This is a genomic window from Streptomyces sp. NPDC102490 (genome assembly GCF_044765285.1).
GTDB lineage: Bacteria > Actinomycetota > Actinomycetes > Streptomycetales > Streptomycetaceae > Streptomyces.
This window is the reverse complement of record NZ_JBIWJU010000001.1, coordinates 503,119-522,507: the sequence shown is the minus strand read 5'-3', so window position 1 is coordinate 522,507 and position 19,389 is coordinate 503,119. Positions and strand designations below refer to the sequence as shown.

Genomic DNA, 19,389 nt, shown 5'->3' with positions numbered 1-19,389 from the left:
TCGTTGGGGTTACTGTCAGTTTCGTGTTCGCTGCAGAACGTCGCCAATTGATCCTCGAAATGGTGCGAGCGAACGGGGCCGTATCGCTCCGTGAGCTCGCCCGCGTCGTCCAGACCTCCGAAGTGACCGTACGGCGGGACGTGCGCGCACTGGAGGCAGAAGGACTCCTCGACCGCCGGCACGGCGGTGCGGTACTGCCGGGCGGGTTCACGCGAGAGTCCGGCTTTCCGCAGAAATCCCATCTCGCGACCGCCGAGAAGACGGCCATCGCCGATCTCGCCGCGGGCCTCGTCGAAGAGGGCGAAGCCATCGTGGTGGGGGCGGGTACCACGACGCAGGAGCTGGCCCGCCGGCTCGCGCGGGTGCCCGGACTGACCGTCGTCACCAACTCCTTGTTGGTGGCCCAGGCCCTCGCCCACGCCAACCGGGTCGAGGTGGTGATGACCGGGGGCACGCTCAGGGGGTCCAACTACGCCCTGGTGGGGTCCGGGGCCGAGCAGTCCCTCCAGGGGCTGCGGGTCTCCAAGGCCTTCCTGTCCGGGAGCGGGCTGACCGCCGAGCGGGGGCTGTCCACCTCCAACATGCTGTCGGCGTCCGTCGACCGGGCGCTGGTCCAGGCCGCCGCCGAGGTCGTCGTCCTCGCCGACCACTCCAAGCTGGGGACGGACACCATGTTCCAGACCGTGCCCACCGACGTCATCACCCGTCTGGTCACCGACGAGTCGCCGGGCCACGACGACCGCGCCGCCACCGAGCTCCAGGCCCTGGCCGACCAGGGCGTGCAGATCGCCGTGGCCGGGGCGTCAGGGGGTGGTACGGCTGACGGCACCGGGACATCGGGGACGCCGGGGGGTGATTCCGTGGCGCGTCAGCAGCGTGACGTGCCGCTTCCGGGGCCGCGCCGTCAGGTTCCGGGTGCGGGGCTGCGTTCGGCCGCCGCCCTGGGGGAGCAGGGCGGCGGGGCGGAGCGGGCGCGCGTCGCCGACCTGCGCCGCCGGTAGGCGTCCCGCGGTCCCGTCGGGCAGTGACAGGGGCGCCCGGCGGACCGTGTGAGGTGGTCCGCCGGGCGCCCCTGTCGTGTGGTGCGGGACCCGTCAGTCCTTGATCTCGCAGATCGCGGCGCCCGACGTGATGGACGCGCCGATCTCGGCGCCCAGGCCCTTGATGGTGCCGGACTTGTGGGCGTTGAGGGGCTGCTCCATCTTCATCGCCTCCAGGACGACGATGAGGTCGCCCTCCTGGACCTCCTGGCCCTCCTCGACGGCGATCTTCACGATCGTGCCCTGCATCGGGGAGGCGAGGGTGTCGCCGGAGGCCGCGGGGCCGGACTTCTTCGCCGCCCGGCGCTTGGGACGGGCGCCCGCCGCCAGGCCGGTGCGGGCCAGTGACATGCCCAGGCTGGAGGGGAGAGAGACCTCCAGGCGCTTGCCGCCGACCTCGACGACGACCGTCTCACGGCCGCTCTCCTCGTCCGCCTCGGCGTCCGCGGGGGCGGTGAAGGGCTTGATCTCGTTGACGAACTCCGTCTCGATCCAGCGGGTGTGGACCGTGAAGGGGTCGGTGGAGCCGGTGAGTTCGGGGGCGAAGGCTGGGTCCCGGACCACGGTGCGGTGGAAGGGGATGGCGGTGGCCATGCCCTCGACCTGGAACTCGTCCAGGGCGCGGGCGGCGCGCTCCAGCGCTTCCTTGCGGGTGCGGCCGGTGACGATCAGCTTCGCCAGCAGGGAGTCCCAGGCCGGGCCGATCACCGATCCGGACTCGACACCCGCGTCCAGGCGCACGCCCGGACCGGCCGGGCCCTCGAAGCGGGTGACGGTGCCGGGGGCGGGCAGGAAACCGCGGCCGGGGTCCTCGCCGTTGATGCGGAACTCGAAGGAGTGGCCGCGCAGGGCGGGGTCGTCGTAGCCCAGTTCCTCGCCGTCGGCGATGCGGAACATCTCGCGGACCAGGTCGATGCCGGCGACTTCCTCGGTGACCGGGTGCTCGACCTGGAGGCGGGTGTTGACCTCCAGGAAGGAGATCGTGCCGTCCATGCCGACGAGGAACTCCACGGTGCCCGCGCCGACGTAACCGGCTTCCTTCAGGATCGCCTTGGAGGACGCGTACAGCTCCTCCAGCTGGGCGTCCGAGAGGAAGGGCGCCGGGGCCTCCTCGACCAGCTTCTGGTGGCGGCGCTGGAGCGAGCAGTCACGGGTGGAGACGACGACCACGTTGCCGTGCTGGTCGGCCAGGCACTGGGTCTCCACGTGGCGGGGCTTGTCGAGGTAGCGCTCGACGAAGCACTCGCCGCGGCCGAAGGCGGCCACCGCCTCGCGGACGGCGGAGTCGTACAGCTCCGGCACCTCTTCGAGGGTGCGGGCGACCTTGAGACCGCGGCCGCCGCCGCCGAAGGCGGCCTTGATCGCGATCGGCAGGCCGTGCTCCTTGGCGAAGGCGACGACCTCGTCCGCGCCGGAGACCGGGTCGGGGGTGCCGGCCACCAGGGGCGCGCCGGCCCGCTGGGCGATGTGCCGCGCGGCTACCTTGTCGCCCAGGTCGCGGATGGCGTGCGGGGGCGGGCCGATCCAGGTCAGACCGGCGTCCAGGACCGCCTGCGCGAACTCCGCGTTCTCGGAGAGGAATCCGTAGCCGGGGTGGATGGCGTCCGCGCCCGACTCGCGCGCGGCTTTGAGGACCTTCTCGATGTCCAGATAGCTGGTCGCGGGGGTGTCACCACCCAGGGCGAACGCCTCATCAGCGGCGCGGACATGCAATGCGTCCCGATCCGGGTCCGCGTAGACGGCCACGCTCGCGATCCCGGCGTCCCGGCAGGCCCGGGCCACGCGGACAGCGATTTCGCCACGATTGGCGATGAGCACCTTGCGCACGATTGAGGCTCCCTCCTTGAAACAAGCCGAGTTTAGGGACTGCCGACACGGCACTTCGACCCGTCCCCAATGGTGAGCTTGCCCACACGGAGCGTGATTCGAGGCCCGCTCGACCCGCGAAAGCCCTTGTAGTACCGCGCTACGCAGGACTCCTGGGGGAAACCCTAGCCCTCCGGTGTGGTCAAGGTCTCTGTAAGGGCGTGCTGCGGGCCACTCGGTTTCTTTGTGGAGTCCCTACTAATGGCCCAATGATTCTTTGCTCGTGCCGGAACCCTTGTGGCGAGGTTTACCCGTTAGTAGCGTTCGGGGAGTCTCGAACGTACTTGGGGTAACAGCTGTCCCGTGCGACAGCGGTCGAAGGTGGGTGGGGACCGGTGTCAGTGCGCAGGCCGGTGGCGTGGGCCGTGGCGGTCGTGCTCTTCGTGGAGGCGGTCGGCGTCGCGGCGCTGAACTGGTTCCTGGCGGTCGTCGTCGACCGGCAGGACATGTCCCTGGCCGGTCTCGACCCGGACATGATGTCCCTGTCCTCGAAGATCGGCGGGGTCGTCTTCGGGCTGTACTTCGGACTGTGCGCCCTGGTCGCCCTGCTCGTGGCGGTGCGCGACCGCGCGCCCGCGGGGCTCGGCCGGGTCCTCCTGATCAGCGCCGCGGTGGTGCACGGGCTGCTCGGCGCCTTCAGCTGGGGCCTGGTGGGACCCGGCGCCTTCGTCGTCATGATCGCCGTACTGGGCCTGATCGTGCTGCTGCTGATGACGTACGACGCCCGGGAAGCGCCCGTGGCCGCCGCACAGCGGCCCGAGGACGGCCAGGGCGGCGACGGCTCGCCGGTCAGCCCTCCGCCGGCGCCCACAACTCCGTGATACCGGTGCCGAGCTCGGCGAGCAGCCGCCGCAGCAGGGGCAGGCTGAGGCCGATGACGTTCCCGTGGTCGCCCTCGATGCCGTCGATGAACGGGGCCGAGCGGCCGTCCAGGGTGAACGCCCCGGCGACGTACAGGGGCTCCCCGGAGGCCACGTAGGCGGCGATCTCGTCGTCGGTGGGCTTGCCGAAGCGGACGACCGTGGACGCGGTCGCCGAGACGTGGCGGCCGGAGGCGGTGTCCCAGAGGCAGTGGCCGGTCTGGAGCGTGCCCGCCCGGCCGCGCATCGCCTTCCAGCGGGCGGTGGCCTCCTCCGCGTCCGCCGGCTTGCCGAGCGCCCGGCCGTCCAGGTCGAGCACCGAGTCGCAGCCGATCACCAGGGCGCCGTGCACCTCCGGCTTCGCGGCCACCACGGACGCCTTGGCCTCGGCCAGGGCGAGCGCCAGCTCGGCGGGGGTGGGGGCGGTGACGGCCTCCTCGTCGACCCCGCTCACCAGCACCTCCGGGGCCAGCCCGGCCTGGCGCAGCAGGCCGAGCCGGGCCGGGGACTGGGAGGCGAGAACGAGTCGGCGGCGGGGCTGAGCAGCAGTCATGGGGTCACATTAACCACCTGGGGCGGGGCGGTTCACCCCAGACCGAGCACGAGCATCGCCAGGACCATGGCCAGGGCCAGGAAGACGCTCAGCCGCCGCAGCATGTCCTGTGTGACGCGCAGTTCCTCGGGCGGCTCGTTGTCGGGGTCGGACCACAGCATGTCACTAGCGTGGGGCTTGGCCGGGGGCGGCGCTTGAGTACGGGTACTTATTTGGGGCGCCGGGGTTCCGGTGACGTGCGCCCACGCGGCGGAGCCGCAAATCGACACAGCCCCGCGCCCCTGGGTATCCGTCCTCAGCTCGGCCAGTACGTGCGGCCCCACGACGTCGGGCCCGGGTGGGGCATGCGGTGGGTCGCGATGCGGGACGGGTCGGACCAGGCGTCGCGCGGGTGCGCGGTGGTGGGCGGCTCCGCCTCCGCCGCCGCGGCGCGGGCCCTGACCACCGCCAGGGCGGCGGCCAGTTCTTCCGGGGTGGGGTTGCCCCGTACGACCTTGATGGTCACAGCGGCTCCTTACAGGGGGATGTTGCCGTGCTTCTTCGGGGGCAGGGACTCGCGCTTGGTGCGCAGCTGGCGCAGGCCGCGGACGATGTGGCGGCGGGTGTCGGACGGCATGATCACCGCGTCGACGTAGCCGCGTTCGGCCGCCGTGTAGGGGTTGAGGAGGGCGTCCTCGTACTCCTGGATCAGGCGGGCGCGGGTGGCCTCGGCGTCGTCGCCGGCGTCGGCGATGGTGCGGCGGTGCAGGATGTTGACCGCGCCCTGGGCACCCATGACGGCGATCTGGGCGGTGGGCCAGGCCAGGTTGAGGTCGGCGCCCAGGTGCTTGGAGCCCATGACGTCGTAGGCGCCGCCGAAGGCCTTGCGGGTGATGACCGTGATCAGCGGGACGGTGGCCTCGGCGTAGGCGAAGATCAGCTTGGCGCCGCGGCGGATGATGCCGTCGTGCTCCTGGTCCACGCCCGGCAGGAAGCCGGGGACGTCCACGAAGGTGAGGACGGGGACGTTGAAGGCGTCGCAGGTGCGCACGAAGCGGGCCGCCTTCTCGGAGGCGGTGATGTCCAGGCACCCGGCGAACTGCATCGGCTGGTTGGCGACGATGCCGACCGGGCGGCCCTCCACGCGGCCGAAGCCGGTGAGGATGTTCGGCGCGAACAGCGGCTGGGTCTCGAAGAACTCGGCGTCGTCCAGGACGTGCTCGATGACGGTGTGCATGTCGTAGGGCTGGTTCGCCGAGTCCGGGACGATCGTGTCCAGCTCGGCGTCCTCGTCCGTGACCGCGAGGTCCGTCTCCTCCGGGAAGGCGGGGGGCTCGGAGAGGTTGTTGGACGGCAGGTACGACAGGAGCTGCTTGACGTACTCGACGGCGTCCTTCTCGTCGCCGGCCATGTGGTGGGCCACGCCCGAGGTGGAGTTGTGGGTGCGGGCGCCGCCCAGCTCCTCGAAGCCGACGTCCTCGCCGGTGACGGTCTTGATGACGTCGGGGCCTGTGATGAACATGTGGCTGGTCTGGTCGACCATCACCGTGAAGTCGGTGATCGCGGGGGAGTACACCGCGCCGCCCGCGCACGGGCCGACGACCAGGCTGATCTGCGGGATGACGCCGGAGGCGTGGGTGTTGCGGCGGAAGATCTCGCCGTAGGCGCCGAGGGAGGCCACGCCTTCCTGGATGCGGGCGCCGCCGGAGTCGTTGATGCCGACGACCGGGCAGCCGGTCTTCAGCGCGAAGTCCATGACCTTGACGATCTTCTGGCCGTAGACCTCGCCCAGCGCGCCGCCGAAGACGGTGAAGTCCTGGGAGAAGACGGCGACCGGGCGGCCGTCGACGGTGCCGTAACCGGTGACGACGCCGTCGCCGTAGGGGCGGTTGGCGTCGAGGCCGAAGTTGGTGGAGCGGTGCCGGGCGAACTCGTCCAGCTCGACGAAGGAACCCTCGTCGAGGAGGAGGTCGATGCGTTCACGAGCCGTCAGCTTGCCCTTGGCGTGCTGTTTCTCGACGGCGCGTGCGGAACCGGCGTGCGTCGCTTCCTCGATACGGCGCCTGAGATCCGCGAGCTTGCCCGCGGTCGTGTGGATGTCGGGCTGCTGCTCTTCCGGCTCGGACATCGGGATGCGGCTCCCTGCCTGCTCAAAAGGGGGGACGGTTACTCGTTCGTAGAGTAGTGGGGGGCCTTCCGTTCGGCAGTGCGGTGTTTCCCACACCTAGGGTGGGTTGCATGACGCCCCGAGATTCCTCCGACTCCCCAGGTTCCCCGCGCGGCAGGTGGTCCGACCTGGACCGGCCGCCCCTCAGCAGCACGTCCCTGCGCCGGGGACTGGTGCGGGACGGCGGGCTGTGGCGGCAGGTCGACGTCGTGCAGCGCACCGGGTCCACCAACTCCGACCTCGTGGCCCGGGCCGCCGAGGGCGGCCTGGCGGAGGGCGTCGTCCTCGTCGCCGAGGAGCAGAGTGCCGCGCGCGGACGCCTGGACCGGCAGTGGACGGCACCCGCCCGCTCCGGGCTGTTCTTCTCCGTACTGCTGCGGCCCGCCGAGATCCCCGTGACCCGCTGGGGCTGGCTGCCGCTGCTCACCGGCGTCGCCGTGGCGACCGGGCTGTCCCGCGTCGCGGGCGTCGACACCGCCCTGAAGTGGCCCAACGACCTGCTGGTGACCGTCGGCGACGAGGAACGCAAGGCCGGCGGCATCCTCCTGGAGCGGGCCGGGGACGACGGCGTCGTCATCGGCGTCGGCATCAACGTCTCGCTGCGCGCCGACGAACTGCCGGTCGCGCGGGCCGGGTCGCTGGCGCTGGCCGGGGCCGTGAACACCGACCGGGACCCGCTGCTGCGCGGGGTGCTGCGGTCGCTGGAGGACTGGTACGGGCGCTGGCGCGAGGCCGGGGGCGACCCGGCGGCCAGCGGGCTCCAGGAGACGTACGCGGCGGGCTGCGCGACGCTCGGGCGCAGGGTGCGGGCGGAGCTTCCGGGGGACCGGTCGCTGGTGGGGGAGGCGGTGGCCGTGGACGGCGACGGGCGGCTGGTCCTCGCCACGGAGGCGGGGGTGCAGGAGCCGGTGGGAGCGGGCGACATCGTGCATCTGCGGTTGGCGTGAGCGCGGCCCCGGGGCACGCTCGGAGTACGGGACGCACGGGAGTGAGCTGGGGCACACCTGACGTAAAGTTGGGGCCGGTCGAACCTGACCGCGGCAGATCGGAAAGGCAACAGGCGTGACCGTCGACGACACCGGCTCCGGCGCGGACGGGGACGGCCGGGTGGACCCCGAGCCCGCCCCGGACTCCGCCGACCCCGGCGATGACCCGCTCGCGCTGCGCCTCGAAGGGCTCATCCTGGGCGCCGAGCGCCGCTACACCCCTTTCCAGGCCGCCCGCAGCGCCGGCGTCTCCATGGAACTGGCCTCCCGTTTCTGGCGGGCCATGGGCTTCGCCGACATCGGCCAGGCCAAGGCGCTCACCGAGGCCGACGTCCTGGCCCTGCGGCGACTGGCCGGCCTGGTGGAGGCGGGGCTGCTCAGCGAGGCGATGGCCGTGCAGGTCGCCCGGTCCACGGGGCAGACCACCGCCCGGTTGGCCGAGTGGCAGATCGACTCCTTCCTGGAGGGCCTGACCGAGCCTCCCGAGCCCGGGATGACGCGCACCGAGGTGACGTACCCGATCGTCGAGCTGCTCCTTCCCGAGTTGCAGGAGTTCCTCGTCTACGTCTGGCGGCGCCAGCTCGCCGCCTCGGCCGGCCGGGTCATCCAGGCCGGGGACGACGAGGAGATGGTGGACCGGCGGCTCGCGGTGGGCTTCGCCGACCTGGTCGGCTTCACGCGGCTGACCCGGCGGATGGAGGAGGAGGAGCTCGGCGAGCTGGTCGAGGCGTTCGAGACCACCTCCGCCGACCTGGTGGCCGCGCGCGGCGGACGGCTGGTCAAGACCCTCGGCGACGAGGTGCTCTACGCCGCCGACGACGCCGGTACGGCCGCCGAGATCGCCCTGCGGCTCATCGAGACGATGGCCAACGACGAGACCATGCCGGAACTGCGCGTCGGCATCGCCTTCGGCACCGTCACCACCCGGATGGGCGATGTCTTCGGCACGACCGTCAACCTGGCCTCCCGGCTCACTTCGATAGCCCCCAAGGACGCGGTCCTCGTCGACACCGCCTTCGCGGAGGAGCTGATCCGCACCCAGGACGCCCCCGCCTCGGAGGCCGTGGCGGCCGAGGAGGCCGCCACCGCGGAGAAGGAGGGCGAGGAACCGCCGGTGTACCGCTTCGCGCTCCAGCCGATGTGGCAGCGTCCGGTGCGCGGCCTCGGCGTGGTCGAGCCGTGGCTGCTCACCCGCAGGGACGGCGGCGGCGGGGAGTCGTAGGGGAGTCGTAGGCGGGGCGTCGCCAGGCCCCGTCCGTCGGGCGCCGTGGGGCGGGGCCTTCGGTCCTCGTCCGTCAGCCGTCACCGCCGAGCAGGTCCACGCAGAGGCCGATGACCGGCACGCACAGGCCCGGATCGTCGGGTTCCGGCTCCGGATCGGACGTCGGTGGCGTGCCGCGGTCCGGTGGCGGGGTCGGCGCGGGGGACGGTGCGGGGCGGCCGGACCGGGACGGCTGCGGTGTCCCCGGGGCGGGGGCCCGGTCGCCGGTGTCCGCCGTCTGTTCCCCGCCTTCTCTCCGCCTCTCCCGTTCCCGGTCTCCCGGACCGCGGCCGTCGGGTGTGTCCGGCCCGGTCGTGGTGGTGGGGAGTGGGGCCGTGGGTCCGCTCGCGGCCGGGGTGGGCAGGAGACCGGGTACGAGGCCGGGTCCGGGGGAGCCGCTCAGGCCGCCCATGGCGGACGTCGCCGAAGGGCCCGCTCCGGGCGGTCCGCCGTCGGTGGCCGCGGCGGCGGGCGCCGTCGCCCGGTCCGAGGCCGCGCGCCGGCCACCGTCCTCCACGCGCGGCCCGGCCTCGGCGCCGAAGCCACCGAGTCCGCCGCCGGGCTCGGGCAGCAGGCGTACGACGCTCAGCGCGCCCGCCGCCAGGGCGAGGCCACCGGCGGCCAGCAGCACCCTGCGGGGGCGGGGACGGCGGTGCCGGCCGCGGCGGCCCCACGCGTACCGCGGCTCTGTCGGTGTGCCGGTCGTCGTCATGATCCCTCCCCGGTGCGCACGCGCCCCCGCTGCGCCGTGGCGGAGCGACGCTACGGTCTGCCGCGGGCCGGGGTACGGCAGTCGCTCGCATGTCACTCGAACGGGTGGGCGGGGGTGGGGTGCGCAGCGGGCGGGTCCGGCCTTCCCCCGGCGCGGGTCCGCCTGCGATGATCGGGTGGTCGACTGTTAACACGCGTTAACCGGAGGGTGTCATGAGCGAGGAGCGGTTCGGAGAGTTCGTCCTGGTGCGGCGGCACGCGGACGGGCATGTCGCGGAGCTCGCGCTCGACCGGCCGAAGGCCATGAACGCCGTCTCGACCGCGATGGCCCGGTCCGTGAGCGCGGCCTGCGCGGCGCTGGGCGAGGACCGGGACGTGCGGGTGGTGGTGCTGACCTCGACGCACGAGCGGGCGTTCTGTGTCGGGGCGGACCTGAAGGAGCGCAACTCGTTTTCCGACGCCGACCTGCTGCGGCAGCGGCCGGTGGCGCGGGGGGCCTATACCGCGGTCCTCGAACTGCCGGTGCCGACGATCGCGGCCGTGCACGGCTTCGCGCTGGGCGGCGGGTTCGAGCTGGCGCTGTCGTGCGACGTGATCGTGGCCGACCGTACGGCCGTGGTGGGGCTGCCGGAGGTGTCCGTCGGGGTGATCCCGGGCGGCGGCGGCACCCAGCTGCTGCCGCGCCGGGTGGGGGCCGCGCGGGCGGCCGAGCTGGTGTTCACGGCGCGGCGGGTGGCGGCCGGGGAGGCGCGTGAGCTGGGGCTCGTGGACCAGTTGGTGGAGGAGGGGCGGGACCGGGAGGAGGCGCTGGAGCTGGCCTCCCGGATGGCCGCGAACTCGCCCGTGGGACTGCGTGCGGCCAAGCGCGCGCTGCGCCTCGGGCACGGCCTGGACCTGCGCGCGGGGCTGGAGGTCGAGGACGCGGCCTGGCGGTCGGTGGCCTTCTCGGGCGACCGCGCGGAGGGCGTGGCGGCGTTCAACGAGAAGCGGGCCCCCCGCTGGCCGGGTGAGTAAGCCGACGACACGGACACGCTGAGGGCCGCGAGCACCGGCCGGCCATCCGGGCGGTGGTCTCGTCCGGGCTGCCCGCCCGGGGGTGCCGGGCGTCTGGGCTGCCCGCCTGGGGGTGCTGGGCGTGTGGGCTGGCCGTTGGGGCCGTCGGGCATCTGGGCGGCCCGCTTGGAATTGCCGGGCATTCGGGCTGCCCGCCCGGGGTTGCCAGGCATCTGAGCTGTCCGCCTGGGGTCGGCGGGCGTCCGGGCTGACCGTCCGGAGGTGCCGGGGTCCGGGCTGTCCGCCTGGGATTGCCGGGCATCTGGGCGGCCCGCTCGGGGTTGCCGGGCGTCTGGGCTGACCACCTGGGGGCGGCGGGCATTCGGGCTGTCCGTCCGGCCTTGGGCAGGCATCTGGGCTGCCCGCGCGAGGCCGCCGGGCGTCCGGGCCGCTCGCCCGAGGTCGCCGGTCGGCGGTCGTCGTTCGGTGCCCCGCCGGGAACCGTCGCCCCGGCGCAGCCGTCGTCGGCCGGGCTTGTGAGGGAGGCTCCGGGCGGGTCGCTGATAATCGCCCGGTTCGCCCCGTTTACGTAACGTTTCTTCGTGAACTTCCCTAGCCTGGAGTGATGGGTGACGACAGGCGGCTCGCGGCCGTGGTGGCGCTTGCGCAGGGGATGGCCGCCGCGCACAGCGCGCGGGAGGCGTGGCGGGCGGCGGCCCTCGGCGGGTGCCTGGCGCTGGGCGGCAGCTTCGCCGCGCTGTCGGTGTGGGAGCGGGAGCTGGGGCGGCTCCGGGTGCTCGTGAACGTCGGCCGGCGGGCCGAGGACGAGGAGGAGTTCCCGGAGGACGAGTCCTACCCGGTGCACCAGTTCGCGGAGATCACCGAGTTCCTGCACGAGCGCTGGGCGGGCGGCGGTGAGCCCGACGCCTGGGTCGAGACGGCCGCGGGGCCCGCCGCCGGGCGTCCCGGGTACGTCCACCAGCGCGTCGCCGCCCTGCGCCGCCGCGGCCGCGGCTGCTGCGTGGTCGCGCCGATCGTGCTGCACGGGCGGGCCTGGGGCGAGCTGTACGTGGCCCGGCCGGTGGGGGAGCGGGTCTTCGAGCGGGCCGACGCCGACTTCGCCACCGTGCTGGCCTCCGTCGTCGCCGCCGGGATAGCGCAGACCGAGCGGCTGGAGGAGGTCAGGCGGCTCGCGTACACCGACGCGCTCACCGGGCTGGCCAACCGCCGCGCCGTGGACTCCGCGCTGGACGAGGCCGTCGAGCGGCACCGGACGGAGGGCGTCGTCGTCAGCCTCGTCGTGTGCGACCTGAACGGCCTCAAGCGAGTGAACGACACGCACGGTCACGCGGTCGGGGACCGGCTCCTGGAGCGGTTCGGGTCGGTGCTGTCGCTGTGCGGGGCGATGCTGCCGGGGGCGCTCGCGGCCCGGCTCGGCGGGGACGAGTTCTGTCTGCTCGCGGTCGGACCGAGCGCCGACGCGGTGGTCAAGGCGGCCGAGGAGCTGTGCCGCCGGGCGGCCGAGCTGGAGCTGGGGGACGGCGTGGCCTGCGGGGTCGCGTCCACGGACGACCCGGTCGGGCCCGTCCGCTCCGCCCGCCGGCTGTTCAGGCTCGCCGACGCCGCCCAGTACCGGGCCAAGGCCGAGCGCGCGGCCGGGCCGGTCGTCGCGGGGCGCGAGGGGCCCGGCGACCCCGTCGTGCGGCTCGCGGACCAGCCCTCCCGGGAGGAGGACGGGGAGCGCAGGCGGTTCCGCGGGCGGCACTCGCCGTGACGCCGAGCCGGTAAGGGGCGCAGCCGGGCCGCATCCGTGACGTACCCCCTCGTGACATCATCGAATTCACTGCGTAGGCTCCTGAATATGGATATGCACACTGTGGTGGTGGGGACGGCCGGGGTCACCGCGTCCGACGTCCTCGCCGTGGCGCGCGGCGGCGCCCGGATCGAACTCTCCGACGACGCGGTCGCCGCCCTGACCGCGGCCCGCTCCATCGTGGACGCGCTGGCCGCCAAGCCGGACCCCGTGTACGGCGTGAGCACCGGCTTCGGCGCCCTGGCGACCCGGCACATCAGCCCCGAACTGCGGGCCCAGCTACAGCGCAACATCGTCCGCTCGCACGCCGCCGGGATGGGCCCGCGGGTCGAGCGCGAGGTGGTCCGCGCGCTGATGTTCCTGCGGCTGAAGACCGTCTGCTCCGGGCACACCGGCGTCCGCCCGGAGGTCGCGCAGACCATGGCGGACGTGCTCAACGCCGGGATCACCCCGGTCGTGCACGAGTACGGCTCGCTCGGCTGCTCCGGCGACCTCGCCCCGCTGTCGCACTGCGCGCTGACCCTCATGGGCGAGGGCGACGCCGAGGGCCCCGACGGCACCGTACGGCCGGCCGGCGAGCTGCTCGCCGCGCACGGGATCACCCCGGTCGAACTGCGCGAGAAGGAGGGCCTCGCCCTCCTCAACGGCACCGACGGCATGCTCGGCATGCTGGTCATGGCCCTCGCCGACCTCGACACCCTCTACAAGTCGGCCGACATCACCGCCGCCCTGACCATGGAGGCCCTGCTCGGCACCGACAAGGTGCTCGCCCCCGAGCTGCACGCCATCCGCCCGCACCCGGGGCAGGCCGCGAGCGCCGCCAACATGGCCGCCGTGCTCACGGGCTCCGGCCTGACCGGGCACCACCAGGACGACGCCCCCCGCGTCCAGGACGCCTACTCGGTCCGCTGCGCCCCGCAGGTCGCGGGCGCCGGACGCGACACGATGGCCCACGCCGGTCTCGTCGCCGAGCGCGAGCTGGCCGCGGCCGTGGACAACCCGGTGGTCCTGCCCGACGGGCGGGTGGAGTCCAACGGCAACTTCCACGGCGCCCCGGTCGCCTACGTCCTGGACTTCCTCGCCGTCGCCGTCGCCGACCTCGGCTCCATCGCCGAGCGGCGCACCGACCGGCTGCTGGACAAGAACCGCAGCCACGGTCTGCCGCCGTTCCTCGCCGACGACGCGGGCGTCGACTCCGGTCTGATGATCGCCCAGTACACGCAGGCCGCCCTGGTCAGCGAGTTGAAGCGGCTCGCCGTACCGGCCTCGGCGGACTCCATCCCGTCCTCCGCGATGCAGGAGGACCACGTGTCGATGGGCTGGTCGGCGGCGCGCAAGCTGCGCACGGCCGTCGACAACCTGGCGCGTGTGATCGCCGTCGAGCTGTACGCCGCCACGCGCGCGATCCAGCTCCGCGAGGGACTGACCCCGGCGCCCGCGTCGCAGGCCGTCATCGACGCCGCCCGGGCGGCCGGGGTGGCGGGACCGGGACCGGACCGCTACCTGGCGCCCGACCTCGCCGCGGCGGACGCGTTCGTGCGCTCCGGGCAGCTGGTCGCGGCGGCGGAGACGGTCACGGGGCCGCTGCGCTAGCGGTTCGTGACGTGACCGAGGGGCCCCGGCGGGTGACACCGGGGCCCCTCGTACTGCCCGCGGACGGCCGGGACGGCTCAGCCGGTCAAGAGTGCCAAAAGAACGTCAAGTTCTCTCAAAAGCCGAGGCGTTCCCGACGCACCGAGTAGCCCACGAAGCCGGCGCCCAGGCCGAGGCAGACGGCGCCGCCGACGACGTACGGCGTGCTGTCGAAGCTGCCGGTGTCGGCCAGCCGGGTCGTGCCCTCGCCGGTCGCCGCCGTGGCCGTGGACGTGTCCGCGGCGGCGGCTCTCGCCTGGGCCGTGACCTGCGGGGACGGGGTCGCGGCCGCGGACTCGAGCACCGGTGTCTCCGGTGTCGCGTTCGCCGACGGGACGAACCACAGGGCACACAGCAGGCCGCCCGCGGAGGCGGCGGTCAGCAAGGAACGGCGAGCGGATGACACGGAATATCGATCCCCTTGTGGCGCTGGCGAATTGGCCGTGTGGGCAGATGTTAGTGAAAGGCGCGGGTCACGGGAAAGTCACGGGAGCGGTCGGCCTTACGCTCCGGGCATGAGCACTCCTGAGACATCACGGTTTGTACGTATTCGCGTCGAGCTGGTTCTCGAGGTCGACGACGAGGAGGCCGTCACCGGGGCCGCCCTTCAGGCCCTTGCCGACGACGCCGAGCTGTCCGACGCGGAACGGGCCGACTCCGAGCGCGCTGTGACGGAGGACACCGCCGAGGCCCTGGCGCATCTGGTGGACCCGTTCGACCTGGTCAGCGCGGTGCCCGGGGTCGAGCTCCGGCAGGCCTCCTGGAGCAGTGAGCAGATCGACTACGACCCCGACTCGCCCGAGTGGGACCTCGACGAGGATGATGGCGGCGAGAACGACCCGGAAGACGAAGAAATGACGGTCGGCTGACGCGCTGTGGGGAAATTCCCGACCCCGGGCGGCAACCACCGTCCGGGGTTTCGTCGTCTCACGGTGCGCACGGACCGACACCTGCCCGCATCGCCCCGGCATCCGGTGGCAAACGTGGCATGCCCCACATCCGTGAGCGATGTGGAACGGGACGAACCGGTCGTAGCGTTGAAAGTTCTTGACGGGGTATCTCGGGGTTTCGGGAATCGGCAACGATGGAGAAGCGTGTGATGACGGACGGTAAGCGGCGCAAGGGCCTGATGGCCGCGTCCGCACTGCTCGGCGGTGTGCTGGTGCTCTCGGCATGTTCCAGTAGCGACGCCGACACCTCCGGGGGTGGGGACAAGACCTCGCAGGCCGAGGTCGACGAAGCGGCGGCCAAGAAGACGTCCGAGGCCCAGATCGAGATCACGCCCAAGGGCGGCTCGGACAACGCCTCCATCAACAACGCCGCCGGTGTCACCGTGAGCAAGGGCACGCTCACCGAGGTGAAGATGACCGCCTCGGACGGCACCGAGGTCAAGGGCGAGATATCCGCCGACAAGACCAGCTGGAAGCCCAGCGGCCAGCTGGAGCGCGCCACCAAGTACCAGATCACGGCGACCGCGCAGGACTCCGAGGGCCGCGCCGCCCACGAGAACGCGTCGTTCACCACGGTCTCCCCGCAGAACAGCTTCATCGGCACCTTCACCCCGGACGACGGCAAGACCGTCGGCGTCGGCATGCCCGTGTCGATCAGCTTCGACAAGCAGATCACCGACAAGGCCGCCGTCCAGAAGGGCATCACGGTCAACAGCAGCAGCGGCCAGGAGGTCGCCTGCCACTGGTTCTCCACCCAGCGCATGGACTGCCGCCCCGAGAAGTACTGGCAGGAGGGCTCGACCGTCACCCTCAAGCTGGCGCTCGACGGGGTCGAGGGCGCCGACGGCGTCTACGGCGTCCAGCAGAAGACGGTCACCTTCAAGATCGGCCGCAACCAGGTCTCCTACGTCGACGCGAAGACCAAGCAGATGAAGGTCACGCAGGACGGCAAGACCGTCAAGACCATCCCGATCTCGGCGGGCTCCCCGGACAACAAGACGTACGAAGGCCAGATGGTGATCTCCGAGAAGTACAAGGAGACCCGGATGGACGGCTCGACCGTCGGCTTCACCGACGACGACGGCAAGGGCGAGTACGACATCAAGGACGTGCCGCACGCCATGCGCCTGAGCACCTCCGGCACCTTCATCCACGGCAACTACTGGGGCAAGGGCATCTTCGGCAGCGTCAACACCAGCCACGGCTGCGTCGGCCTCCAGGACGCCAAGGGGGCCAACGACCCGAACACGCCGGGCGCCTGGTTCTACAACAACTCCATCGTCGGTGACGTGGTCGTCGTCCAGAACACCGGCGACAAGACCATCGCCCCGGACAACGGCCTCAACGGCTGGAACATGGACTGGGCCCAGTGGAAGGCGGGTTCGGCGGTCTGACGCCGAACCCCCCGAGGACCCACGGCACTTCGCACGGGCGCCCGCCCCTCCCCGCACGGGAGCGGCGGGCGCCCGCGCCTGTCCGTCACGTCGGCAGCGAAGCCGCCGCCTCCGTCCCCCAGCTCGCCAGGAGCCGCAGCGCGTCCGCCGACGGGGAGCCCGGCTCGGCGTGGTACGTGATGAACGCCTGCTCGTCGTCGTCGACCATGCGGAACGTCTCGAAGGACAGGGTCAGGTCACCGACCAGCGGGTGCCGCATCCGCTTGACGCCGTAGCTCTTCTCCTTGACGTCGTGCGTGGCCCACAGCCGCCGGAACTCCTCGCTCTTCACCGACAGCTCGCCCACCAGCGCGGACAGCCGCGGGTCGTCCGGATGCCGGCCCGCGTCCATGCGCAGGAAGCTGACCATGTCGTACGCTTTCTGGTCCCAGTCGATGAACAGCTCGCGGTAGTCCGGGTTCAGGAAGACCAGCCGCGCCCAGTTCCGCTCGGCGGCCGGCAGCTTGCCCCAGTCGCCGAAGAGGGCGGCGGCCATCCGGTTCCAGGCGAGGATCTCCGAGCGGCGGCCCGTCACGTACGCCGGCACCGTGTCGATCGACTCCAGCAGCTGGAGCAGCGCCACCCGCACCGGCTGCTTGCCCCGCGGGGCACCGGACCGCCTGCGCTGCTGCCTCGGCTTCGCCAGGTGCGTCAGGTGGGCCTGCTCCGCGTCGGTCAGCCGCAGCGCGCGGGCGATGGCGTCCAGCACCTCCGCCGACACGTTCTGCCCGTTGCCCTGCTCGAGACGGGTGTAGTACGCCACCGACACCCCGGCCAGCTGCGCCAGCTCCTCGCGCCGCAGCCCCGGCACCCTGCGCTGCCGCCCGAACGACTCGAGCCCCACGTCCTGCGGCTTCAGCCGCGCCCGCCGGGTGCGCAGGAACTCGCTCAGTTCGGCCCGCCGGTCAAGCTGTCCATCCATGCTTCCAGTATCGCCGGACGTATTCCCGGTCGTACGTCCACGAGCCTGACCCCGTCGGTGGTACGCACGCCGGTCGTACGCAAAGCCGTGGCCTGGGTGGATCAGCCGGACGCAGGCAGGGTGGAAGCATCACCCAGTCACGTCGAGAGAACACCGGAGAACCCGGAATGACCACTGTCGCCGCGTACGCAGCACCCGCCGCCAAGGCGCCGCTGGAGCGCACCACCATCGAGCGGCGCGAGGTGCGGGAACACGACGTCCTGATCGACATCAAGTTCGCCGGCATCTGCCACTCCGACATCCACCAGGTCCGCGAGGGCTGGGGCGACGCCATCTTCCCGATGGTCCCCGGCCACGAGATCGCGGGCGTCGTCTCCGAGGTCGGCCCCGGCGTCACCAGGTTCGCCGTCGGCGACCGGGTGGGCGTCGGCTGCATGGTCGACTCCTGCCGCGTGTGCGAGAACTGCAAGGCCGGCCGGGAGCAGTACTGCACGGGCGGCAACGTGATGACGTACAACGGCATCGGCAAGGACGGCGAGCCCACCTACGGCGGCTACTCCGAGAAGGTCGTCGTCGACGAGAACTTCGTCCTCGGCATCCCCGAGGGCATCTCCCTGGACGAGGCCGCGCCCCTGCTGTGCGCCGGCATCACCACGTACTCCCCGCTCAAGCGCTGGAACGCGGGCCCCGGCAAGAAGGTCGCCGTCGTCGGCCTGGGCGGCCTCGGCCACATGGCCGTCAAGCTCGCGCACGCCCTGGGCGCCGAGGTGACCGTGCTGTCGCAGTCCCTGCGCAAGAAGGACGACGGCCTGAAGCTGGGCGCCGACCACTACTACGCCACCAGCGACCCGGCCACCTTCGAGGAGCTGGCCGGCACCTTCGACCTGATCGTCTCCACGGTCTCGGCCCCCCTCGACCTCGGCGCCTACCTGGGGCTGCTGAAGACGGAGGGCACGCTGGCCAACGTCGGCGCCCCCGAGGAGCCGGTCTCGCTCAACCTGTTCGCCCTGCTCGGCGGCGGCAAGTCGCTCGCCGGTTCCATGATCGGCGGCATCGCCGAGACCCAGGAGATGCTGGACTTCTGCGCGGAGCACGGCATCGGCGCCGAGATCGAGCTGATCGCCGCCTCCGAGGTCAACACGGCCTACGAGCGGGTCATGGCCAGCGACGTGCGCTACCGCTTCGTGATCGACACCGCGACGATCTGATCCCCCGGGGAAGATTTCTCTCGGATTCTTCCCTCCTCCTGTCACACCGCCGCCCCGCCCCGGGTCATACCGCCACCACATACGGCGGACGTCCGGGCGGGGCGGTCCCACATCGGTTCCCACCCCGCCTCCCGGACGCCACGGACACCGGGAGCAGCGGCCATGACCCACCCCTCGACCTCCACGACGCCCCTCCTCGTCACCGGCGGCACCGGCACCCTCGGCGGCCACGTCGTCCCGCTGCTGCGGGCGGCCGGCCAGGAGGTGCGCGTCCTCACCCGGCGCCCCCGCCCCGACGCGGACGGCGTCACGTACGTCACCGGCGACCTGCGCACCGGCGCGGGCGTCGCGGCCGCCGTCGACGGCGTGCACACCGTGCTGCACCTGGCAGGCGGGCCCAAGGGCGACGACGAGGCCACCCGCACCCTGGTGGACGCCGCCGTGCGCGCGGACGTACGGCACCTCGTGTACATCTCGGTCGTGGGCGCCGACCGGGTCCCGCTGGCCTGGCTGCGCACCAAGCTGGAGTCGGAGCGGGCGATCGCCGGCTCGGGCATCGGCTGGACGGTGCTGCGGGCGGCCCAGTTCCACGAGCTGACCCTCACGATGATCGAGAAGATGACCCGGCTGCCGGTCCTCCCGGCCCCGGGCGGGCTGCGTCTGCAACCGGTCGCCGCCCGCGAGGTCGCCGCGCGCCTGGCCGAGCTGACCCTGGCCGGGCCGTCCGGCCGGGTCCCCGACCTGACCGGCCCGGAGGTCCTCGATCTGGCCACGCTGGCCCGTTCCTATCTTGACCTGCGCGGCGGACGCCGGCGCCCGAAGCTGCCGGTGCGCATTCCCGGGAAAGCGGGGCGCGCGTACCGTTCTGGCGAGAATCTCACGCTGGAAGACGCGCTGGTCGGCAAGCTGACGTGGGCGGAATTCCTGGCGGAACGGTTGGCCTCATAGGTTCTTTGGGCCTTTGTGGCCGAAAGTCGGCGCACCTGAAGAATATGCGCATGACAACAATGGCAAA

19 protein-coding genes are annotated in these 19,389 nt (G+C 72.5%); 11 read left to right on the top strand and 8 right to left on the bottom strand.

Going from position 1 to position 19,389, the window contains the following annotated elements; genetic code table 11:
* Positions 1-23 precede the first annotated feature (23 nt).
* Positions 24-1,001, top strand: a complete 978-nt coding sequence (locus ACIRGB_RS02380) for a DeoR/GlpR family DNA-binding transcription regulator (RefSeq protein ID WP_403857855.1) — start codon at positions 24-26, stop codon at positions 999-1,001.
* A gap of 93 nt (positions 1,002-1,094) precedes the next feature.
* On the opposite strand, the gene ACIRGB_RS02375 is transcribed toward ACIRGB_RS02380, so the two are convergent.
* Positions 1,095-2,867, bottom strand: a complete 1,773-nt coding sequence (locus ACIRGB_RS02375) for an acetyl/propionyl/methylcrotonyl-CoA carboxylase subunit alpha (protein WP_403857853.1) — start codon at positions 2,865-2,867, stop codon at positions 1,095-1,097.
* Between the two features lie 374 nt (positions 2,868-3,241).
* On the opposite strand from ACIRGB_RS02375, the gene ACIRGB_RS02370 reads away from it, so the two are divergent.
* Positions 3,242-3,727: a hypothetical protein gene (locus ACIRGB_RS02370; protein ID WP_403857851.1), complete on the top strand. Its 486-nt coding sequence runs from the start codon at positions 3,242-3,244 to the stop codon at positions 3,725-3,727.
* On the opposite strand, the gene ACIRGB_RS02365 is transcribed toward ACIRGB_RS02370, so the two are convergent.
* The 4 genes from ACIRGB_RS02365 to ACIRGB_RS02350 all read right to left on the bottom strand — a co-directional run bounded on the left by ACIRGB_RS02365 (position 3,696) and on the right by ACIRGB_RS02350 (position 6,426).
* Positions 3,696-4,319 (bottom strand): nucleoside triphosphate pyrophosphatase, encoded by a 624-nt coding sequence (locus ACIRGB_RS02365; protein ID WP_403857849.1) that lies wholly within the window; start codon positions 4,317-4,319, stop codon positions 3,696-3,698. The genes ACIRGB_RS02370 and ACIRGB_RS02365 overlap by 32 nt on opposite strands.
* A gap of 32 nt (positions 4,320-4,351) precedes the next feature.
* Complete coding sequence (gene mmpB, locus ACIRGB_RS02360) at positions 4,352-4,480, bottom strand: morphogenic membrane protein MmpB (RefSeq protein ID WP_403857847.1); 129 nt, start codon at positions 4,478-4,480, stop codon at positions 4,352-4,354.
* Positions 4,481-4,614: 134 nt separating this feature from the next.
* Positions 4,615-4,824, bottom strand: coding sequence for an acyl-CoA carboxylase epsilon subunit (locus ACIRGB_RS02355; protein ID WP_403857845.1), 210 nt, complete (start codon positions 4,822-4,824; stop codon positions 4,615-4,617).
* 9 nt (positions 4,825-4,833) lie between these two features.
* Entirely contained in the window at positions 4,834-6,426 is a 1,593-nt protein-coding gene (locus tag ACIRGB_RS02350; RefSeq protein ID WP_403857843.1) for an acyl-CoA carboxylase subunit beta, read from the bottom strand.
* Positions 6,427-6,536: 110 nt separating this feature from the next.
* Here ACIRGB_RS02350 and ACIRGB_RS02345 point away from each other — a divergent pair, with 110 nt between their 5' ends.
* Complete coding sequence (locus tag ACIRGB_RS02345) at positions 6,537-7,412, top strand: biotin--[acetyl-CoA-carboxylase] ligase (RefSeq protein ID WP_403857841.1); 876 nt, start codon at positions 6,537-6,539, stop codon at positions 7,410-7,412.
* Between the two features lie 115 nt (positions 7,413-7,527).
* The gene (locus tag ACIRGB_RS02340; RefSeq protein ID WP_403857839.1) at positions 7,528-8,673 is read left to right on the top strand and encodes an adenylate/guanylate cyclase domain-containing protein; all 1,146 of its coding nucleotides are present in this window, start codon (positions 7,528-7,530) and stop codon (positions 8,671-8,673) included.
* 73 nt (positions 8,674-8,746) lie between these two features.
* On the opposite strand, the gene ACIRGB_RS02335 is transcribed toward ACIRGB_RS02340, so the two are convergent.
* Positions 8,747-9,424, bottom strand: coding sequence for a hypothetical protein (locus ACIRGB_RS02335; RefSeq protein ID WP_403857837.1), 678 nt, complete (start codon positions 9,422-9,424; stop codon positions 8,747-8,749).
* A 212-nt stretch (positions 9,425-9,636) separates the two neighbouring features.
* On the opposite strand from ACIRGB_RS02335, the gene ACIRGB_RS02330 reads away from it, so the two are divergent.
* From ACIRGB_RS02330 to hutH, 3 genes are all read left to right on the top strand, one after another.
* Positions 9,637-10,437, top strand: coding sequence for an enoyl-CoA hydratase/isomerase family protein (locus tag ACIRGB_RS02330; protein ID WP_403857835.1), 801 nt, complete (start codon positions 9,637-9,639; stop codon positions 10,435-10,437).
* A 604-nt stretch (positions 10,438-11,041) separates the two neighbouring features.
* Complete coding sequence (locus ACIRGB_RS02325; protein WP_403857833.1) at positions 11,042-12,190, top strand: diguanylate cyclase domain-containing protein; 1,149 nt, start codon at positions 11,042-11,044, stop codon at positions 12,188-12,190.
* Positions 12,191-12,283: 93 nt separating this feature from the next.
* Complete coding sequence (gene hutH / locus ACIRGB_RS02320; RefSeq protein WP_403858181.1) at positions 12,284-13,822, top strand: histidine ammonia-lyase; 1,539 nt, start codon at positions 12,284-12,286, stop codon at positions 13,820-13,822.
* Positions 13,823-13,937: 115 nt separating this feature from the next.
* Here the strand turns inward: hutH and ACIRGB_RS02315 are convergent, their stop codons facing one another.
* Complete coding sequence (locus ACIRGB_RS02315; RefSeq protein WP_403857831.1) at positions 13,938-14,267, bottom strand: hypothetical protein; 330 nt, start codon at positions 14,265-14,267, stop codon at positions 13,938-13,940.
* A 109-nt stretch (positions 14,268-14,376) separates the two neighbouring features.
* On the opposite strand from ACIRGB_RS02315, the gene ACIRGB_RS02310 reads away from it, so the two are divergent.
* Together ACIRGB_RS02310 and ACIRGB_RS02305 are read left to right on the top strand one after the other, a co-directional pair.
* On the top strand, positions 14,377-14,730 hold the full coding sequence (locus tag ACIRGB_RS02310; protein WP_403857829.1) for a hypothetical protein: 354 nt from the start codon (positions 14,377-14,379) through the stop codon (positions 14,728-14,730).
* A 230-nt stretch (positions 14,731-14,960) separates the two neighbouring features.
* Positions 14,961-16,205: an Ig-like domain-containing protein gene (locus ACIRGB_RS02305; RefSeq protein ID WP_403857827.1), complete on the top strand. Its 1,245-nt coding sequence runs from the start codon at positions 14,961-14,963 to the stop codon at positions 16,203-16,205.
* An 85-nt stretch (positions 16,206-16,290) separates the two neighbouring features.
* Here ACIRGB_RS02305 and ACIRGB_RS02300 read toward each other — a convergent pair whose 3' ends face one another.
* On the bottom strand, positions 16,291-17,166 hold the full coding sequence (locus tag ACIRGB_RS02300) for a helix-turn-helix domain-containing protein (RefSeq protein WP_403857825.1): 876 nt from the start codon (positions 17,164-17,166) through the stop codon (positions 16,291-16,293).
* 167 nt (positions 17,167-17,333) lie between these two features.
* On the opposite strand from ACIRGB_RS02300, the gene ACIRGB_RS02295 reads away from it, so the two are divergent.
* Both ACIRGB_RS02295 and ACIRGB_RS02290 read left to right on the top strand, forming a co-directional pair.
* Positions 17,334-18,374 (top strand): NAD(P)-dependent alcohol dehydrogenase, encoded by a 1,041-nt coding sequence (locus ACIRGB_RS02295; RefSeq protein ID WP_403857823.1) that lies wholly within the window; start codon positions 17,334-17,336, stop codon positions 18,372-18,374.
* A gap of 162 nt (positions 18,375-18,536) precedes the next feature.
* On the top strand, positions 18,537-19,322 hold the full coding sequence (locus ACIRGB_RS02290) for an SDR family oxidoreductase (protein ID WP_403857821.1): 786 nt from the start codon (positions 18,537-18,539) through the stop codon (positions 19,320-19,322).
* The last annotated feature ends 67 nt before the right edge of the window (positions 19,323-19,389 follow it).